General features: G+C 70.5%; 16 protein-coding genes and 1 pseudogene. 5 read left to right on the forward strand and 12 right to left on the reverse strand.

Translation table 11 applies throughout. The features are described 5' to 3' along the window. Nucleotides 1–2 precede the first annotated feature (2 nt). From alkX to G6N25_RS04435, 9 genes are all read right to left on the reverse strand, one after another. A complete protein-coding gene (gene alkX / locus G6N25_RS04395) occupies nucleotides 3–599 on the reverse strand; it encodes a TetR family transcriptional regulator AlkX (protein WP_142272545.1) in 597 nt (198 codons plus the stop codon). A gap of 62 nt (nucleotides 600–661) precedes the next feature. Next, the gene (gene rubB, locus G6N25_RS04400) at nucleotides 662–844 is read right to left on the reverse strand and encodes a rubredoxin RubB (RefSeq protein ID WP_068100530.1); all 183 of its coding nucleotides are present in this window, start codon (nucleotides 842–844) and stop codon (nucleotides 662–664) included. Beyond that, the gene (locus tag G6N25_RS04405; protein ID WP_083073179.1) at nucleotides 841–1,014 is read right to left on the reverse strand and encodes a rubredoxin; all 174 of its coding nucleotides are present in this window, start codon (nucleotides 1,012–1,014) and stop codon (nucleotides 841–843) included. The genes rubB and G6N25_RS04405 overlap by 4 nt, the downstream gene beginning before the upstream one ends. Next, the gene (locus G6N25_RS04410) at nucleotides 1,014–2,267 is read right to left on the reverse strand and encodes an alkane 1-monooxygenase (RefSeq protein ID WP_179961647.1); all 1,254 of its coding nucleotides are present in this window, start codon (nucleotides 2,265–2,267) and stop codon (nucleotides 1,014–1,016) included. The genes G6N25_RS04405 and G6N25_RS04410 overlap by 1 nt, the downstream gene beginning before the upstream one ends. Nucleotides 2,268–3,155: 888 nt before the next feature. Then, nucleotides 3,156–4,664 (reverse strand): amino acid permease, encoded by a 1,509-nt coding sequence (locus G6N25_RS04415; RefSeq protein ID WP_083073180.1) that lies wholly within the window; start codon nucleotides 4,662–4,664, stop codon nucleotides 3,156–3,158. Between the two features lie 66 nt (nucleotides 4,665–4,730). After that, nucleotides 4,731–5,957 carry a mannose-6-phosphate isomerase, class I gene (manA, locus tag G6N25_RS04420; RefSeq protein ID WP_083073181.1) on the reverse strand — a complete coding sequence of 409 codons (1,227 nt, stop codon included), beginning with the start codon at nucleotides 5,955–5,957 and terminating at the stop codon, nucleotides 4,731–4,733. Nucleotides 5,958–5,965: 8 nt separating this feature from the next. Further along, nucleotides 5,966–7,066 carry a TobH protein gene (locus tag G6N25_RS04425; RefSeq protein WP_083073182.1) on the reverse strand — a complete coding sequence of 367 codons (1,101 nt, stop codon included), beginning with the start codon at nucleotides 7,064–7,066 and terminating at the stop codon, nucleotides 5,966–5,968. Next, nucleotides 7,063–8,460 (reverse strand): phosphomannomutase/phosphoglucomutase, encoded by a 1,398-nt coding sequence (locus G6N25_RS04430; RefSeq protein ID WP_083073183.1) that lies wholly within the window; start codon nucleotides 8,458–8,460, stop codon nucleotides 7,063–7,065. The genes G6N25_RS04425 and G6N25_RS04430 overlap by 4 nt, the downstream gene beginning before the upstream one ends. Nucleotides 8,461–8,573: 113 nt before the next feature. Then, nucleotides 8,574–9,029 carry a DUF3499 domain-containing protein gene (locus G6N25_RS04435; protein WP_197745667.1) on the reverse strand — a complete coding sequence of 152 codons (456 nt, stop codon included), beginning with the start codon at nucleotides 9,027–9,029 and terminating at the stop codon, nucleotides 8,574–8,576. 146 nt (nucleotides 9,030–9,175) lie between these two features. On the opposite strand from G6N25_RS04435, the gene G6N25_RS04440 reads away from it, so the two are divergent. Then, a complete protein-coding gene (locus tag G6N25_RS04440; RefSeq protein WP_083073185.1) occupies nucleotides 9,176–9,598 on the forward strand; it encodes a metallopeptidase family protein in 423 nt (140 codons plus the stop codon). Between the two features lie 21 nt (nucleotides 9,599–9,619). Here the strand turns inward: G6N25_RS04440 and G6N25_RS04445 are convergent, their stop codons facing one another. Beyond that, a complete protein-coding gene (locus tag G6N25_RS04445) occupies nucleotides 9,620–9,958 on the reverse strand; it encodes a WhiB family transcriptional regulator (RefSeq protein WP_083073186.1) in 339 nt (112 codons plus the stop codon). A gap of 359 nt (nucleotides 9,959–10,317) precedes the next feature. On the opposite strand from G6N25_RS04445, the gene cofD reads away from it, so the two are divergent. Genes cofD through G6N25_RS04465 form a run of 4 tightly spaced genes read left to right on the forward strand, consistent with a single transcriptional unit; the run spans nucleotide 10,318 to nucleotide 14,798 of the window. Continuing rightward, nucleotides 10,318–11,313: a 2-phospho-L-lactate transferase gene (gene cofD, locus G6N25_RS04450; RefSeq protein WP_083073188.1), complete on the forward strand. Its 996-nt coding sequence runs from the start codon at nucleotides 10,318–10,320 to the stop codon at nucleotides 11,311–11,313. A gap of 5 nt (nucleotides 11,314–11,318) precedes the next feature. After that, on the forward strand, nucleotides 11,319–12,668 hold the full coding sequence (locus tag G6N25_RS04455) for a coenzyme F420-0:L-glutamate ligase (RefSeq protein ID WP_083073189.1): 1,350 nt from the start codon (nucleotides 11,319–11,321) through the stop codon (nucleotides 12,666–12,668). A 10-nt stretch (nucleotides 12,669–12,678) separates the two neighbouring features. Next, complete coding sequence (locus G6N25_RS04460) at nucleotides 12,679–14,256, forward strand: Eco57I restriction-modification methylase domain-containing protein (protein WP_083073190.1); 1,578 nt, start codon at nucleotides 12,679–12,681, stop codon at nucleotides 14,254–14,256. Beyond that, nucleotides 14,253–14,798: an NUDIX hydrolase gene (locus tag G6N25_RS04465; RefSeq protein WP_083073267.1), complete on the forward strand. Its 546-nt coding sequence runs from the start codon at nucleotides 14,253–14,255 to the stop codon at nucleotides 14,796–14,798. Before G6N25_RS04460 ends, G6N25_RS04465 begins: the two co-directional genes overlap by 4 nt. On the opposite strand, the pseudogene G6N25_RS04470 reads toward G6N25_RS04465, so the two are convergent. Next, nucleotides 14,795–15,680 (reverse strand): annotated as a pseudogene (locus tag G6N25_RS04470) (hypothetical protein). The gene G6N25_RS04465 and the pseudogene G6N25_RS04470 overlap by 4 nt on opposite strands. A 148-nt stretch (nucleotides 15,681–15,828) precedes the next feature. After that, complete coding sequence (manB, locus tag G6N25_RS04475; RefSeq protein WP_083073191.1) at nucleotides 15,829–16,908, reverse strand: mannose-1-phosphate guanylyltransferase; 1,080 nt, start codon at nucleotides 16,906–16,908, stop codon at nucleotides 15,829–15,831.

A 16,908-nucleotide genomic window follows, 5' to 3' on the forward strand; every position in this document is an offset into this window, starting at 1 on the left:
TGTCAGGGAAGGTCGATGACGCCGTGGCGCTCCGCGAAGGGCGTCATCAGCCGCGCCAGATCCATCGCGACGTCATGATCGGCTTCGGGCGGCATGGACACGTAGCTCATCGCCAGTCGCACGATGGCCCGGGCCAGCACGCCGGCGTCCTCGTCGCTGGCGGCGATCCAGCTTTGGGTGAGTGCCGACGTCAGCCGGGCCGACGCGCGGGTGATGATGGGCGCGCTGTCGGTGGTGATGATCTGCAGCAGGTCGGGCTTGGCGACGCCGGTGAGCAGCGAGATCACCAACGGGTCCGCCGCCGACTCCGAGAAGAAGGCGCGGAAACCCTGCAGGAACGCCTCGTAGATGTCGCCGACGTTGGCGTCCAGCGCGGCGTGGACGGCGTCGACCAGACGATCGGCCAGGCGCAGGGCGTAACCCTGCGCCAGGCCCTGCCGCGAGCCGAACTCGTTGTAGATGGTCTGCCGGCTGATGCCGGCAGACCGGGCCACGTCCGACAGCGTGATGGCGGACCAGTCCCGGGCCAGCAGCTGGTCGCGCATCGCGTCCAGCACGGACTCGCGTAGCAGGGCCCGCGACGCCTCGGCGTACGACATCCGCTTCACAGCCGCGACACTATCTCTTTTGAGTTCGCTTTTGAGATCGACAGCGGAGCCGCTCAGGGCCGCGCCACCTCCACCATCTCGAAGTCGGATTTCGCCGCGCCGCAGTCCGGGCAGCTCCAATCGTCGGGGATGTCGTCCCAGCGGGTTCCGGGGGCGATGCCGTCCTCCGGCCAGCCCAGGGCCTCGTCGTACTCGAAGCCGCACTGGATGCAGCGGAACAGTTTGTAGTCGCTCATGCGTTCACTCCCACCTTCTCGAAATCCGGTTTCTCACGCACCGCGCAGTCCGGGCAGCACCAGTCCTCGGGGATGTCCTCCCACCGCGTGCCCGCCGGAAAGCCTTCCCGCGGAGCGCCTTTCGCCTCGTCGTAGGTGTAGCTGCAGCCGGCACAGCGGTAGGCGGCCATCATGCCGCGACCTTTTCGGGGACCCCGTACCGGGCGAGCAGCTTTTCGCGCAGGCGGGGCTGCACATTGACCCTGGTGATGTCGCCGTCGTAGTGCTCCAGCACCCGGTGGTCCATCACCTTGCGCCACAGCGGCGGGAAATAGGTGAGCGCGATCATCGACGCGTACCCGCTGGGCAGGTTGGGTGCGCCTTCCATGCTGCGCAGCGTCTGGTAGCGGCGGGTCGGGTTGGCGTGGTGGTCGCTGTGCCGCTGCAGGTGATACAGGAACAGATTGGTGACGACGTGGTCGGAATTCCAGCTGTGCACCGGCGCGCACCGCTCGTAGCGACCGTTGGCGTTCTGCTGCCGCAGCAGCCCGTAGTGCTCGAGGTAGTTGACCGCTTCCAGGAGGCTGAAGCCGAAGACGGCCTGGATGATCACGAACGGGATCAGCGCCGGGCCGAAAATCGCGATCAGCACGCCCCACAGGATTATCGACATCGCCCAGGCGTTGAGCACGTCGTTGGACAGGTAGGTGGTGGGGTTCCAGGGGCTCTTGTTCAGCCGACGCAGCCGCTGGGCCTCCAGCCGCAACGACGAGCGGAGGCTGCCAAAGACGCTGCGCGGCAAGAACTCCCAGAACGTCTCGCCGAAGCGCGACGACGCGGGGTCCTCCGGGGTGGCGACGCGGACGTGGTGGCCGCGGTTGTGCTCGATGTAGAAGTGGCCGTAGCAGGTCTGGGCCAGGGTGATCTTGGACAGCCACCGCTCCAGCGCGTCCTTCTTGTGCCCCATCTCGTGCGCGGTGTTGATGCCGACGCCGCCCAGCACGCCGACCGAGAGCGCCACGCCGAGCTTGCCCGCCCAGCCCAGCGAGCCGTCGAAGCCGAGCCAGCTCAGGTTCGCGGCGGTGAACAGGTAGGCGCCCAAGATGACGCTGAGGTACTGGAACGGGATGAAGGCGTAGGTGCAGTAGCGGTAGTACTTGTCGTTCTCCAGCCGCTCCATCACCTCGTCGGGCGGGTTCTGGCCGTCCGGCCCGAAGCGCAGGTCGAGGATCGGCAACAGGATGTAGAGGAGGATCGGCCCGATCCACAGCGGCGCCTGGGCCGCGGCGTGCCAACCGAGTTGGTTGAGCCCCCAGACGATCGGCAGCATCACGAACAGCGCCGTCGGGGCGATCAGTCCCATGAGCCACAGGCGACGCTTCTTGTCCCGCCAGACCTCTAGCTCCTGCCCGAGTGTGGTCATCTGTTGTCCGAGTGTGGTCATCTGCCAAACCTCCTTGTGAGTCACACCACGTTGAGATTGGACAATACTTGATTCTATGTCTTATGTCTAGACATATGATGCTCTTTTGTAAAGCACGTGGCGGGGGCTGGCCCTGCCGAAGGCAATCGCGCGGACTTGTCGAAGAACATCGGCCGGCAACGGAGCTTGGTGGTCGTCGAGACTGCGGTGGGGGCGGCGCCCGAGGCGAAAAGCTCGCCGTGACCGCAGGCTCGATGCCACCAGCGCAGACTCGGCGTCAGCGGGGTCTGGTCACAACGCCCGACGTTGACCGCCGTTGGGTCTTGGGCGTCTGCGGATCGGGACGAAATGAGCTGGTGTGCTGCGTCAGTGAGAGAGCGTGAACCGCCGGACACGTCGTGGTGGTCACAGGTGTCACTCGCATCTCGGCTTCGGAGGCACCTACTTCTTTGCCCACCTAACAGCGACAAGCGCGGTGGACTGTCGCGCGGAGGTGGGCACATCGGCCTATGCCGGCCAGCCAGTGACCGATGTGACACCTGGGGATCGACGCGCGATCTTGGGCTCACCGCGCCCCGGCCGGGGCGCCGAGACTGCGGTGGTAGCGGCACCCGAGGCGAAAAGCCAGCCGTGGACGCAGGCTCGATGCCACTAGCGCAGGCTCGGCGCCAGCGGCGTCGAGCGTGCACCTGCGGCGTTTGAGTGTGAACTGACGGCGTTGAGTGTGCGGCCAGGGCGCTAATCCGGCCGTTTTCCCGCCCAGGATTCACTGCGAAAGCCGTAGGCGCACAACGAAAGCCGTAGGCGCACACTCGATGTCCTGGGCATCGAGCCGCGCACTCGATGCCGCAGGCGCACACTCGATGTCCTGGACGTCGAGGACGCCCAGCACACCGAAAGCCGCAAGCCCTACGCCGCCGCGGTGGTCGCGTCGGGGTCGGGTTCGTTGGGCGACCCGGCCTCCCGGCGGCCCTGCACCGAATGCCGGTAGCCGTATCCGGCGTAGATCGCGGTCCCCACCACCAACCAGACGCCGAACCGAACCCAGGTCAGCGCGGTCAGATTCAGCATCAGCCACACGCACGCGCAGATCGAGGCGATCGGCAGCACGGGCACCCACGGCGCCCGGAATCCCCGCTCCAGGTCCGGGCGAGTCCGACGCAGCACCATGACGCCGGCGGACACCAGGACGAACGCGAACAGCGTTCCGACGTTGACCATCTCCTCGAGCTTGGCGATCGGAAAGACGAACGCGGTCGCGCCCACCACCAGCGCCACCAGGGCGGTGATCCGCACGGGGGTCCCGCGCGGGCCGGTCTTGGCCAGCGACCGCGGCAGCAGCCCGTCGCGCGCCATCGCGAACAACACCCGGCACTGCCCGAGCATCAGCACCATCACCACGGTGGTCAGCCCCGCCAGCGCCCCGATGGCGATGATTTTGCTGGCCCAGTGAATCCCGTTGGCCGTGAAGGCCGTGGCCAGGTTCGCCGGCTTGCCGCCGGGGGTGGTCTTGAGCTCGGTGTAGGGAACCATGCCGGACAGCACGACGGCGACGGCGACGTAGAGCAGGGTGACGATTGCCAGCGACACCAGGATCCCCCTCGGGACGTCGCGCTGGGGCCGCTTGGTTTCCTCGGCCATGGTCGCGACGATGTCGAATCCGATGAACGCGAAGAACACGATCGACGCCCCCGCCAGCACCCCGTACCAGCCGTAGTGGCTGCCGTGCGCCCCGGTCAGCAGCGACAGCACCGACTGGTTGATGCCCGAGGCCTCATGCCCGGCCTCCGGCTTCGGAATGAACGGCGAATAGTTGGAGCCCTTGATATAGAAGGCGCCGACGACCACGACCAGCGCCACCACCGACACCTTGATGGCCGTGATCGCCGCGGAAAACCTCGACGACAGTTTGGTTCCCAGGGCGATCAGGGTCGCCACCAGCGCGACGATCAGCAGCGCGCCCCAGTCGAGCTCGGCCGACGCGAATTCGACTGTGCCACCGGCGAATCCGAACACCGATCCCAGGTAGCTCGACCAGCCCTTGGATACGACGGCCGCGCCGATCGCCAACTCCAGCAGCAGGTTCCAGCCGATGATCCAGGCCAGGAACTCCCCGAAGGTGGCATAGGAGAACGTGTACGCGCTGCCGGCGACCGGCAGCGTCGAGGCGAACTCGGCGTAACACAACGCCGCCAGCGCGCAGGTGACCGCGGCGATGACGAACGAAATCCAGATGGCGGGGCCGGTGATGTCGCCGGCGGTGGACGCGGTCACCGTGAAGATGCCGGCGCCGATCACCACCGCGACGCCGAACACGACCAGGTCCCACCAGGTCAGCTCCTTGCGCAGCCGGGTCTCCGGCTCGTCGGTGTCGGCGATCGATTGTTCGATCGACTTCGTGCGCCATCGATGCGCCATTCACCCTCCCTTTCCCAACCCGCGGGACCCGTTGGGCCGCACAGCGCGAACGCCGGGACCGGGCCGTCACAGCCCCACGGTCGCCCTGAACAGCTTGGCGGGCTCGGCCGCGACCAGCCGGATCGGTCCGTCGTCGGCGGCCACCCAGGCGGCCATGCCGCGCTCCAGCGTGAGCGACCCGGACTTGGCGTGCACCGTCGTGCGACCCTCGGTGCACAGCAGGATCTGCGGGCCCTCGTGGCCGCACGACGCGTCGACCTCGTGGCCGAGGTAGTCACCGTCGAGCGTGAGCAGCGCGACCGCGAACTCGTCGGTCGGCGTCTCGTACACACGTCCGAACCCCTCGCGGCGGACGTGGGGCCGCAGCTGCGCCTCGGTGGTGGGCGCGAAGTCGAGCACCCGCAGCAGCTCGGGCACGTCGACGTGCTTGGGGGTGAGGCCGCCGCGTAACACGTTGTCGGAGTTGGCCATCACCTCCACCGCAAAGCCACGCAGGTAGGTGTGCAGGTTGCCGGCCGACACGAAGATCGCCTCGCCCGGGGCCAAGCTGATGCGGTTGAGCAACAACGCCGCCAGCACCCCGGCGTCGCCGGGATAGCGCTCGCCGAGTTCCAACACCGTCTTGGCCTCAGCCGCGAATTCCGTTGCCCCGGAGGTGATGTAGTGGATGGCACCGTCCAGCACGGCGGGCACCAGCACGTCGATGTCGGGCTGGGGCGCGGTGATCCAGGTGGTGAACAGCGCCCGCAGGCCGTCGGCGTCGGACTGGTCGTTCAGCAGATCGATGTAGGGGTCGAGGTCGGAGACCGCCAGCGCCCGCAGCAGCTCGATGGTCCGGGGCGCCTGACGAAAACCCGCCAGCGCCTCGAACGACGCCAGCGCCACCAACAACTCCGGCTTGTGCGACGTGTCGCGGTAGTTGCGGACCGGCGAGTTCACCGGGATGCCCAGCCGCTCCTCGCGCAGGTAGCCCTCGACGGCCTGCTCGGCGCTGGGGTGGGCCTGCAGCGACAGCGGCTCGTCGGCGGCCAGCACCTTGACCAGGAACGGCAGCACATCCCCGAACCGGGCGCGCGACCCGGGGCCCAGCTGCCCCTCGGGATCGGCGGTCACCGCGTCCAGCAGCGAGACTTCGCCGTCGTCCGTCTCCAGCCAGGCCGGGTCGGCGGGGTGCGCGCCGAACCACAGCTCGGCCTCGGGGTGGGCCGCGGGAACCGCGCGCCCGGTGAATTCGGCGATGGCGGTGCGCGATCCCCAGGCGTACGTCCGCAAGGCCCCGCGAAGCAGTTCCACTTGTCTATCTATCCCCGCACCAGTCGCATGTAAACCGCGGCCATCTCCAGCCGAACGGCCAATACTGCCAGTTGCTGTTCGGCGCGCCCGGCACCCCCCAACGCCGGCGCAACCGTGGAGCCGGCCGAGCCGCCGGGGCCGTCGGGCACGTCCTCGGCGGCGAGCAGGTACACGTCGTCGAGCCCGGCGGTCCGGGCGGCCACCACCGTCTGCTCGGCGGCCAACGTCAGGGTCAGCACCCGAAGCCGGTCGGGCAGCGGCCCATCGATCTCTTCGTCGTGGAAGAGGGCGTCCGCCGACGAATCGGCCCGTCCCGGACCCGCCGCCCGCAGCGCCGCCACCGCGTCCGCCAGCCCGGCGGCGGCGACCACCTCGTGCGCCAGCCGCAGCAGGACCGAACTGCCGTGCCGGGCCAGCGCCAGCGTCGCGACGCCGTCGCCGGCCAGCGTCACCCGGCGACCGGCCAGGCGTGCGGCGATCGTCTTGGCGGGATTGGTGAACAGCTGGCGCCCGGCGCTGTTGCGCAGCGCCTCGGCGTCCAGCTCGTCGGCGAGCAGCCCCAGATCGACGCTCGACCCGGGGTCGACGGCGCGCAGGGCGGCCAGCCCGGCCGCCAGGTAGCGGCACAGCCCGAACTCGTCGGGAACCCACACCCGCGGCGCCAGAACCGCGACGCGGCCGGCCGTGGAATCGCGCAGCGGGCCCTCGTACGGCGCCACCACCAGCACCCGCGCGCCCCGGCGCACCCCGATCGCGGCGGCGCTGACCAGCGCCGGATCGCCGGGGTCGTCGCCCGCGACGATCAGCACGTCAAGCGGGCCGACCCACGGCGGCGCCTCCTCGGCGAGCGCGATCGGCTCGGAGGCCGCCCCGCCCAGCGTCGCGGCCAGGATCACCCCGGCGGTCTGGGCGGTCCCCCGCCCGGCCACCCAGATCACGCTGCGTGGCCGGTCGTGGGCCCGCAGCGAGTCCAGTTCGCCCTCGGCGGCCGCCGCGGCGATCGCGCGCACCTGCGCGCCCGCCGACGACGCGGCGCGCAGCAGGCCGTCCCGGTCGGCGGCGAGCAGCCCGTCGGCGTCTTCCAGATCGATCAGCCGGGTGGGGTTCACGGGGCGGCCCCCTCGCGCGCCCGGTGGGCGGCGATCTCGGCGCTGACCTGTGCCACCACCGCGTCGACGTCCTCGGTGGTGCGGCCCTCCACGTTGAGCCGCAGCAGCGGCTCGGTGTTGGAGCTGCGCAGGTTGAACCAGCTGCCGTCGCCCAAATCGACGGTCACCCCGTCCAGGTGGTCGACGGACTGGATCCGGGCGCCGAACGACTCCAACACCGCGTCCACGCAGCACGACGCGTCGTCCACCGTGAAGTTGATCTCGCCGGACGATTCGTAGCGGCGGTAGTCGGCGGTCAGCTCCGACAGGGGCCGTTGCTGCTCGCCGAGGGCGGCCAGCACGTACAGCGCCGCCAGCATCCCGGAGTCGGCGCCCCAGAAGTCGCGGAAGTAGTAGTGCGCCGAATGTTCCCCGCCGAAGATCGCGCCGGTGTCGGCCATCATCGCCTTGATATAGGAGTGCCCCACCCGGGAGCGCAGCGGGGTGCCGCCGCGCTCGGTGATCAGCTCGGGCACCGCGCGCGACGTGATCACGTTGTGGATGACCGCGGCGCCGATCTCGCGGCCCAGCTCGCGGGCGGCCACCAGGCCGGTCACCGTCGACGGCGCCACGGGCCGCCCGCGTTCGTCGACCACGAAGCACCGGTCGGCGTCCCCGTCGAAGGCCAGGCCGATATCGGCGCCGGTGTCGCGCACATAGGCCTGCAGGTCCACCAGGTTCGCCGGGTCGAGCGGGTTGGCCTCGTGGTTGGGGAAGGAGCCGTCGAGCTCGAAGTACAACGGCAGCAAGGTGATCGAGTCGATCGCGCCGAGCACCGCGGGCGCGGTGAGGCCGGCCATGCCGTTGCCGGCGTCGACGGCCACCCGCAGGGGACGCAGCCCGGAGGTGTCCACCAGCGAGCGCAGGAACGCGCCGTAGTCGGCCAGCACGTCGCGATCGGAGATGGTTCCGGGCGGCCCGTCATACGTTGCGACGCCGGCGATCACGTCGTCGCCGATGACGCCCAGGCCGGTGTCGGCGCCGACGGGTTTCGCGCCGGCCCGGCACAGCTTGATGCCGTTGTAGGCCGACGGGTTGTGGCTCGCGGTGAACATCGCGCCGGGGCAGTCCAGCGACCCCGACGCGAAGTAGAGCTGGTCGGTGGACGACAACCCGATCCGCACCACGTCCAGGCCCTGGCCGGTCACCCCGGCCGCGAACGCGGCGGCCAGCGCCGGCGAGCTGTCCCGCATGTCGTGGCCGAGCACCACCTGACGCGCGCCCTCGGCGCGCATCAGCCTGGCGAACGCGGCGCCCAGGTCCGCGACCAGCGGCTCGTCGAGCTCTTCACCGACCAGCCCGCGCACGTCGTACGCCTTGACGACACGGCGGACAGTCGCGGCGGGCCGAGACATGCGGGGGCCTCCTGACACCATGGATTGCTTCGCCTCTTGGGCGCCAGCCTATCGGCCCGGGGAACCGCACCGGCCGCGACGGTGCGCGGAACTTCGGGGCGCGTGAGCCGCCGCTAGTCACTCGGGTCGGGCAGCACCCGCAGATGTCCGCGGCGGCGCCCCGAACGCTGCTCGGCCGGCGCGAGCAGACCGCTGCTCGGCGCGGTGGCGTGCGCCCCGGAGTGGTGCAGGTGGGGGTCGGAGAAGCCGTTCCGCGGCGCGGCGGCCGCCCCGTCGGGCAGGCCGTGATCGCCCGGGCGGCCCTCGCGCACCGCGTCGGCCAGGGCGACCAGGTCGTCCTCGTCGGGATGGGCGGGCTCGGAAAGGAGGGGTCCGGCGTGGCGCACGAGGTCCCATCCGCGGGGCGCGGTGATCCGGCCGGCATGGCCGACGCACAGGTCCCACGAATGCGGTTCGCGGGCGGTCGCGAGGGGACCGACCACCGCCGTCGAGTCCGAGTAGACGAACGTCAGGGTCGCCACGGCATAGTGCGGACACCCGGGCCGGCAGCAGCGACGGGGAACGTTCACGATCGAAAGGTTATCGTGCACAAACGCCGCGGAAGCGCCGGACACGCGCATTCGCCCGGCCCGCGATGTGCAACCGTTACCATCGGCGCGTGGACGATTCGCGGCGCCGGGCCGCTTCATCCCGGGCGTCCCGACGGGGCCGCGACATGCGCGGTCCGCTGCTGCCGCCGACCGTGCCGGGATGGCGCAGCCGCGCCGAGCGGTTCGACATGGCGGTGCTGGAGGCCTACGAGCCCATCGAGCGGCGCTGGCAGGAGCGGGTGTCGGAGCTCGACGTGGCCGTCGACGAAATCCCGCGCATCGCCGCGAAGGATCCGGACAGCGTGCAGTGGCCGCCCGAGGTCATCGCCGACGGGCCAATTGCGCTGGCCCGCCTGATCCCCGCCGGCGTGGACGTGCGCGGCAATGCCACGCGGGCACGAATCGTCTTGTTCCGCAAGCCGATTGAGCGACGGGCCAAGGACACCGTCGAACTCGACGAGTTGTTGCACGAGATCCTGGTGGCCCAGGTGGCCATCTACTTGGACGTCGAGCCGTCGGTCATCGACCCGACGATCGACGACGAATAACGTTGCGGCCGCGCGCCAAGCTCAGATGATGCCGCGCTTGAGGCGGCGGCGCTCACGCTCGGAGAGGCCGCCCCAGATGCCGAAGCGTTCGTCGTGCGCCAGCGCGTACTCCAGGCATTCATGACGCACCTCGCAGCCGAGGCAGATCTTCTTGGCCTCACGGGTCGAGCCGCCCTTTTCCGGGAAAAAGGCCTCGGGATCCGTTTGCGCGCACAGCGCGCGGTCCTGCCATTGGTCCGCGGTCGTCGGCGGCAGGGGCTCGGGCTCGAATGCGACTGGCGCATCAGGAACCACGGTCAGGTGGGGACGGGCGATTGGCGCCGGCGCCGAGCCCAGGGTGATGTGCGGTGTGCCTGTCATAACGCCCCGAAGGTGCTCATAAGACATGCTTCGTCCGCCTCCTCAGCTTTGAATTGAGAGAGTTAAAGTGAGTCCCGCTGTTCTGATGTTCAGACAATTCGAACAAGTGATCGAATCTCGGCCTGCGACACCGGAATCGGCTGGCCAACCGGGAAATGACACTGTTGTGATTAGACACTCGTTGACCTGCTTGGTCAAGCCTTATGCCGCATTTCCATATCATCTCGTGACGAAATTTCGGCGTTTCTGTTGTTTTGGTCGATCGGCGTGTCGATCACACTCGGCATGACTTTCCTTTTTCGGTCGTCGATTTCGGTCGTCGAAACGGGCGTCGTCGTGGGGCAGTACTGTCGGGCGATGTGAAGGTCACCGTTCTGGTCGGTGGGGTCGGCGGCGCCCGCTTCCTGCTGGGGGTCCAGCAGCTGCTCGGGCTCGGTCAGTTCCAGGCGCGGCAGCGCCCGGGCGCCGACAGCCACGAGCTCACCGCGGTCGTCAACGTCGGCGACGACGCCTGGATCCACGGGCTGCGTGTCTGTCCGGACCTGGACACGTGCATGTACACCTTAGGCGGAGGCGTCGACCCGGAGCGAGGGTGGGGTCACCGCGACGAAACCTGGCACGCCAAGGAGGAATTGGCGCGCTACGGCGTGCAGCCGGACTGGTTCGGGCTGGGCGACCGCGACCTGGGCACCCACCTGGTGCGCACCCAGATGCTGCGGGCCGGCTACCCGCTCTCGCAGATCACCACCGCGCTGTGCGACCGCTGGCAACCGGGCGCTCGGTTGCTGCCGGCCACCGACGACCGCTGCGAGACGCACGTGGTGATCACCGATCCGGACGGCGACGGCCGCCGGGCGATCCACTTCCAGGAGTGGTGGGTGCGGTACCGGGCCCAGGTGCCCACCCACAGCTTCGCGTTCGTCGGCGCCGAAAAGGCCGACGCCGCAGCCGAAGCGGTGCAGGCCATCGCCGACGCCGACGTCATCCTGCTGGCGCCGTCCAACCCGGTGGTGAGCGTCGGCGCCATCCTGGCCGTCCCCGGCATCCGCGGTGCGCTGCGGGCGGCCCGGGCCCCGATCGTCGGCTACTCGCCGATCGTCGGCGGAAAGCCGTTGCGCGGCATGGCCGATGCCTGCCTGTCCGTGATCGGCGTCGAGTCCACCGCGGAGGCGGTCGGCCGCCATTACGGGGCGCGGCGGGCCGCCGGGATACTGGACTGCTGGCTGGTCCACGAGGGCGACTCGGCCGAGATCGAGGGGGTCGCCGTGCGCGCGATACCGCTGTTGATGAGCGACCCTAAGGCGACGGCCGAGATGGTCCGGGCCGGGCTCGAGCTCGCGGGCCTGGAGGCGTGAGCGGCATGAATCCTCCGAAGGAGCATGGCACCGCCTCGAGGATCGAGATCCTGCCCGTCGCCGGGCTTCCCGAGTTCCGGCCCGGCGACGATCTCGGCGCCGCCGTCGCCGCCGCCGCGCCCTGGCTGCGCGACGGCGACGTCGTCGTCGTGACCAGCAAGGCGGTGTCCAAGTGCGAGGGCCGGCTGGTGCCGGCGCCGCGGGACGTCGAGGAGCGGGACGCGCTGCGCCGCAGGCTGATCGACGACGAGGCGGTGCGCGTGTTGGCGCGCAAGGGCCGAACGCTGATCACCGAGAACCGGCTCGGGCTGGTCCAGGCCGCCGCCGGCGTGGACGGATCCAACGTGGGCCGCGACGAGTTGGCGCTGCTGCCGGTCGACCCGGACGCCAGCGCCGCGACGCTGCGCGCCGGGCTGCGGGAGCGGCTCGGCGTCGACGTCGCCGTGGTCGTCACCGACACGATGGGCCGCGCCTGGCGCAACGGCCAGACCGACGCGGCGGTCGGCGCGTCGGGTCTTGCTGTGCTGCACAGCTATTCGGGGGCCGTCGACCGGCACGGCAACGAGCTGCTCGTCACCGAGGTCGCGATCGCCGACGAGGTCGCGGCGGCCGCCGATCTGGTCAAGGGCAAGCTGACCGCGATGCCGGTGGCCGTGGTGCGCGGGCTCAGCGTGGCCGACGACGGTTCGACGGCGCGGCGGCTGCTGCGGCCGGGCACCGAAGACCTGTTCTGGCTCGGCACCGCGGAGGCCCTCGACATGGGCCGCCGGCAGGCCCAGCTGTCGCGCCGATCGGTGCGCCGGTTCAGCGGCGAGCCGGTGCCGCCGGAGCTGGTCGAGGCCGCGGTCGCCGAGGCCCTCACCGCGCCGGCCCCCCACCACACCCGGCCGGTGCGGTTCGTGTGGCTGCAGGATCCGGCCACCCGGACCCGGCTGCTGGACCGCATGAAAGACAAGTGGCGCCGCGACCTTGCCGGTGACGGCCGGCCCGCCGAATCTATCGACCGCCGGGTGGCGCGCGGCGGGATCCTCTACGACGCACCGGAGGTCGTCGTCCCGTTCCTGGTCCCCGAGGGTGCGCACGCCTACCCCGACGCCGACCGCACCGACGCCGAGCACACCATGTTCACGGTCGCGGTGGGGGCGGCCGTGCAGGCCCTGCTGGTCGCGCTGGCGGTGCGCGGGCTGGGCAGCTGCTGGATCGGCTCGACGATCTTCGCCGCCGACCTCGTCCGCGCCGAGCTCGGGCTGCCCGCCGACTGGGAACCGTTGGGCGCCATCGCGATCGGCTACGCCTCCGAAGCGGCCGGGTTGCGCGACCCGGCCGACACCGGGGACTTGCTGATCCGCAGGTAATACTGGGCCCATGAAGACGTTCGCGGGCAAGGCGGCGGCGTCGGCCGACAAGGTCCGCGGCGGCTACTACACCCCCGCGCCGGTGGCCCGGTTCCTGGCCGGATGGGTTCGCCGGGCCGGTCCGCGGATCGTCGATCCCTCCTGCGGCGACGGCGCGATCCTGCGCGAGCTGGCCGCGCTCGGGGGCCGGGCGCACGGCGTGGAACTCATCCCGCGGGAGGCGGCCAAGTCGCGGGAGTTCGCCCCCGTCGACGCCGACAACCTGTTCACCTGGCTGGCCAGCACCGAGGCCGGCGGCTGGGACGGCGTCGCGGGCAACCCGCCCTACATCCGTTTCGGCAATTGGGCCGCCGACCAACGAGAGCCGGCGTTGGAGCTGATGCGGCGCGAGGGGCTGCGCCCCAGCAGGCTGACCAACGCGTGGGTTCCCTTCGTCGTCGCGAGCACCGTCCTGGTGCGCGACGGCGGCCGGGTGGGCCTGGTCCTTCCCGCGGAATTGCTTCAGGTCACCTACGCCGCCCAGCTGCGCGACTTCCTGCTGAGCCGCTTCACCGACATCACGCTGCTGACGTTCGAGCGGCTGGTGTTCGACGGCGTCCTGCAGGAGGTCGTGTTGTTCTGCGGCGTCGTCGGCGCGGGCCCGGCGCGGATCCGCACGGTGCAGCTCGTCGACGCGAACGCGTTGGCGCACGCCGATCTTGACGTCGAGTCGGCCCCCGCCCTGCCGCACGAAAACGAAAAGTGGACCACGTATTTCCTCGACCCCGCCGCGATCCGGCTGCTGCGCACGCTCAGGCGGTCGACGGCCATGACCCGGCTCGGGTCCCTCGCCGGCGTGGACGTGGGCATCGTGACGGGCCGCAACAGCTTCTTCACATTCACCGACGAGCAGGCGCGGGGGCTCGGGCTGACGCGACACTGCGTCCCGCTCGTCTCGCGCAGCGCGCAGTTGTCCGGGCTGATCTACGACACCGACTGCCGGGCGGGCGATGTCGCCGCCGGCCACCGGACCTGGCTGCTCGACGCGCCGCCCGAGCCGGCCGACGCCGAGCTGGCCGCGCACATCGGCGCGGGTGAGGCCGCCGGCGTGCACCGGGGCTACAAGTGCTCGGTCCGCGAGCCATGGTGGAGCACGCCGTCGCTGTGGATTCCGGACCTGTTCATGCTGCGCCAGATCCACCGGGCGCCGCGGCTGACCGTCAACGCCGCCGGGGCGACGAGCACCGACACCGTGCATCGGGTGCGGCTGGCGCCGGGTGTGGACCCGGTCGCGCTGGCCGCGGTGTTCCACAACAGCGTGACGTTCGCCTTCACCGAGATCATGGGCCGCAGTTACGGTGGGGGCATCTTGGAGCTGGAACCCGCGGAGGCCGAGCAGCTTCCCGTCCCCGCACCGGCGCACGCCGGCGCCGACCTCGCCTGCGACGTCGACCTGTTGCTGAAGGCCAACGAGATCGACAAGGCGCTCGACGTCGTCGACCGTCGCGTTCTGATCGACGGCCTCGGCCTGTCGCCGGACGTCGTGGCGCAATGCCGCGCGGCGTGGGTCGCGCTTCGAGGTCGCCGAACGCGGCGGGGATCCCGTTGAGCCTCAGGGATTCGGCGATCTCGATCCTCACCGAGTGGCGGCCCGCCGACCCGGCGCAGGATTCGCTGCGCCACGCCGTGCTGGCCTTCGTGCACGGCCGCGCCGACGCGTGCCGCCGCGAGTGCGTGCCCGGCCACGTCACCGCGTCGGCGCTGGTGCTCGACGACGCGGGCACCCGGGTGCTGCTGACGTTGCACCCCCGGCTGGGCCGGTGGGTGCAGCTAGGCGGGCACTGCGATGACGACGACGCCGACATCGTCGCGGCGGCGTTGCGCGAGGCCACCGAGGAGTCCGGCGTCGACGGCCTGCGCATCGCGCCCGAACTGGCCGCCGTGCACGTCCACCCGGTCACCTGCTCGCTGGGCGTGCCGACCCGCCACCTCGACCTGCAGTTCGTGGCGCGCGCGCCGGCCGGCGCGCGGATCGCGATCAGCGACGAATCGGACGACCTGCGGTGGTGGCCGGCCGACGCGCTGCCCTCCGATACAGACCACGCGCTGGCGTACCTCGTCGCCCGCGCGACGCGCCGAGCGTCACGCTAGCGTGGCCGTCGACGCCGAGCGCCACGCTGGCGTGACGCTCGGCGATAGCCGCGGCGGGTGAGCGCCTCATCGACCCGGCGGACGATGTCGTCGGGTCGATGCTCGGCGACGACGCGGATCACGACCCAGCCCAAGTCCTGCATCTTGGCCAGTCGTGCGATGTCCTTGACGTATCGCGGTCGGTCGGTGCGGTGTTGGTCGCCGTCATATTCGGCGGCGACCATGTAGTCCTCCCAGCCCATGTCAAGCAGGCCTACGAGTCGCCAGCCATCGTTGACCGGGATTTGTGTGGTCGGTTTCGGCAGACCGGCGTCGATGAGGAGCAACCGCAACCAGGTTTCCTTAGGCGAGGCCGCGCCCCCGTCCACCAGTGGCAGTATCTCGGCGAGCCGTCGCAGACCACGGGCACCCGCGTATCGCTTGGTCAGGATGGAGACGTCCTCGAAGGAGAACGGCGATGGCGCGCATGAGGGCGTCCAGTCGTGCCAGCGCCTGACCGCGTGGCAGGTGGCGGCCGAGATCAAAAGCGGTGCGGGCGAGTGATGTCACCGGTAGCCGCCTGGCGGTAGTCACTTCGTCGGCGCCCAGTGTTTCATTGCGGACGATTAGTCCGCGCTGGGGTCGGGCGTTTTTGGCGACGAGTTCGATGGGCGTGTCCGCGTCAACCCATTGCGCACCGTGCAGCGCCGAGGCCGCCACGCCGGCGATCACCGCCCGTCGCCGCGACCACAGCCAGGCGCCAAAAACACGATCGTGAAGCGACGGCTCGTCCGGCTTCGGCATGTAGACGTCACGAAAGATCGTCCGATACCAGCGGCGTAGCTGATGTTCGGTCAACGCGGCTGCGGCGATCGCTTCACTGCCGACAAACACTTCCCCCATAGGGAGGATCCTGGACCAGGCCACCGACGTGTGCGCCGGGCGTCACGCTAGCGTGGCCGTCGACGCCGGGCGCCACGCTGGCGTGACGCTCGGCGGAAGAGGCCGACGGCCGACGCGGAAGAGGCCGACGGCCGATACGGGACGAGGCCTACACGTCGCTCGAGTAGCGGATCCCGCCGTCGGGGATCGCGACGCCGGGCCACACCCGCGCGCCACGCAGCAACTCGCAGCGCGCGCCGATGTCGGCGCCGTCGCCGATCACGCCGTCGCGGATCAGCGCCCGCGGGCCGATGCGAACGCCGAAGCCGATGATCGAGCGCTCGACCACGCTGCCGGCCTCGATCTTTGCCCCGTCGAAGACCACCGCGCCGTCCAGCCGGACGCCGGGCCCGATCTCAGCGCCCCGTCCGACGACCGTGCCGCCGATCAGCACCGCGCCCGGGGATACCGCCGCGCCGTCGTGCACCAGCTGCTCGCCGCGGTGGCCGCCCAGCGCCGGCGACGGGGCGATCCCCCGCACCAGGTCCGCCGACCCGCGGACGAAGTCCTCCGGCGTGCCCATGTCGCGCCAGTAGGAGGCGTCGACGTAGCCGCAGACCCTGACGTCGGCGTCCGAAAGCAGGGCCGGGAACACCTCGCGCTCCACCGAGACCTGACGGCCCCGCGGAATCCGGTCGATGACGTCGCGGTCGAAGACGTAGCAGCCGGCGTTGATCTGGTCGGTCGGCGGATCCTGGGCCTTCTCGAGGAAGGCGACGACGCGGCCCTCCTCGTCGGTGGGCACGCAGCCGAACGCCCGCGGGTCGCCCACCCGCACCAGGTGCAACGTGACGTCGGCCCGGTTGGCGTGGTGGAACGCCAGCAGCTCGCCCAGGTCGGCGCCGGACAGCACGTCGCCGTTGAACACCATCACGGTGTCGTGGCGCAGCTTGTCGGCGACGTTGGCGATGCCGCCGCCGGTGCCCAGCGGGCTCTCCTCGGTCACGTAGTCGATCTGCAGGCCCAGCTTGGACCCGTCGCCGAACTCGGCCTCGAACACCGCGGCCCGATACGACGTGCTGAGGATGACGTGCTCGATGCCCGCCGCGGCGATCCGCGAGAGCAGATGCGTCAGAAACGGCAGCCCGGCGGTGGGCAGCATGGGCTTGGGCGCCGAGAGCGTCAGCGGCCGCAGCCGGGTGCCCTTGCCGCCGACCAGGATCACCGCATCGACCTGAGGATTAGCCAA

Source organism: Mycobacterium heidelbergense, assembly GCF_010730745.1.
GTDB classification, from domain to species: Bacteria; Actinomycetota; Actinomycetes; order Mycobacteriales; family Mycobacteriaceae; genus Mycobacterium; species Mycobacterium heidelbergense.

Excerpts from the sequence above, each read along its gene's own strand:
- alkX (WP_142272545.1), bottom strand. The coding sequence starts at position 599 with ATGTCGTACGCCGAGGCGTCGCGGGCCCTGCTACGCGAGTCCGTGCTG.
- rubB (WP_068100530.1), bottom strand. The coding sequence starts at position 844 with ATGAGCGACTACAAACTGTTCCGCTGCATCCAGTGCGGCTTCGAGTAC.
- G6N25_RS04405 (WP_083073179.1), bottom strand. The coding sequence starts at position 1,014 with ATGGCCGCCTACCGCTGTGCCGGCTGCAGCTACACCTACGACGAGGCG.
- G6N25_RS04410 (WP_179961647.1), bottom strand. The coding sequence starts at position 2,267 with ATGACCACACTCGGACAACAGATGACCACACTCGGGCAGGAGCTAGAG.
- G6N25_RS04415 (WP_083073180.1), bottom strand. The coding sequence starts at position 4,664 with ATGGCGCATCGATGGCGCACGAAGTCGATCGAACAATCGATCGCCGAC.
- G6N25_RS04430 (WP_083073183.1), bottom strand. The coding sequence starts at position 8,460 with ATGTCTCGGCCCGCCGCGACTGTCCGCCGTGTCGTCAAGGCGTACGAC.
- G6N25_RS04440 (WP_083073185.1), top strand. The coding sequence starts at position 9,176 with ATGCGCGGTCCGCTGCTGCCGCCGACCGTGCCGGGATGGCGCAGCCGC.
- G6N25_RS04445 (WP_083073186.1), bottom strand. The coding sequence starts at position 9,958 with ATGACAGGCACACCGCACATCACCCTGGGCTCGGCGCCGGCGCCAATC.
- G6N25_RS04455 (WP_083073189.1), top strand. The coding sequence starts at position 11,319 with ATGAATCCTCCGAAGGAGCATGGCACCGCCTCGAGGATCGAGATCCTG.
- G6N25_RS04460 (WP_083073190.1), top strand. The coding sequence starts at position 12,679 with ATGAAGACGTTCGCGGGCAAGGCGGCGGCGTCGGCCGACAAGGTCCGC.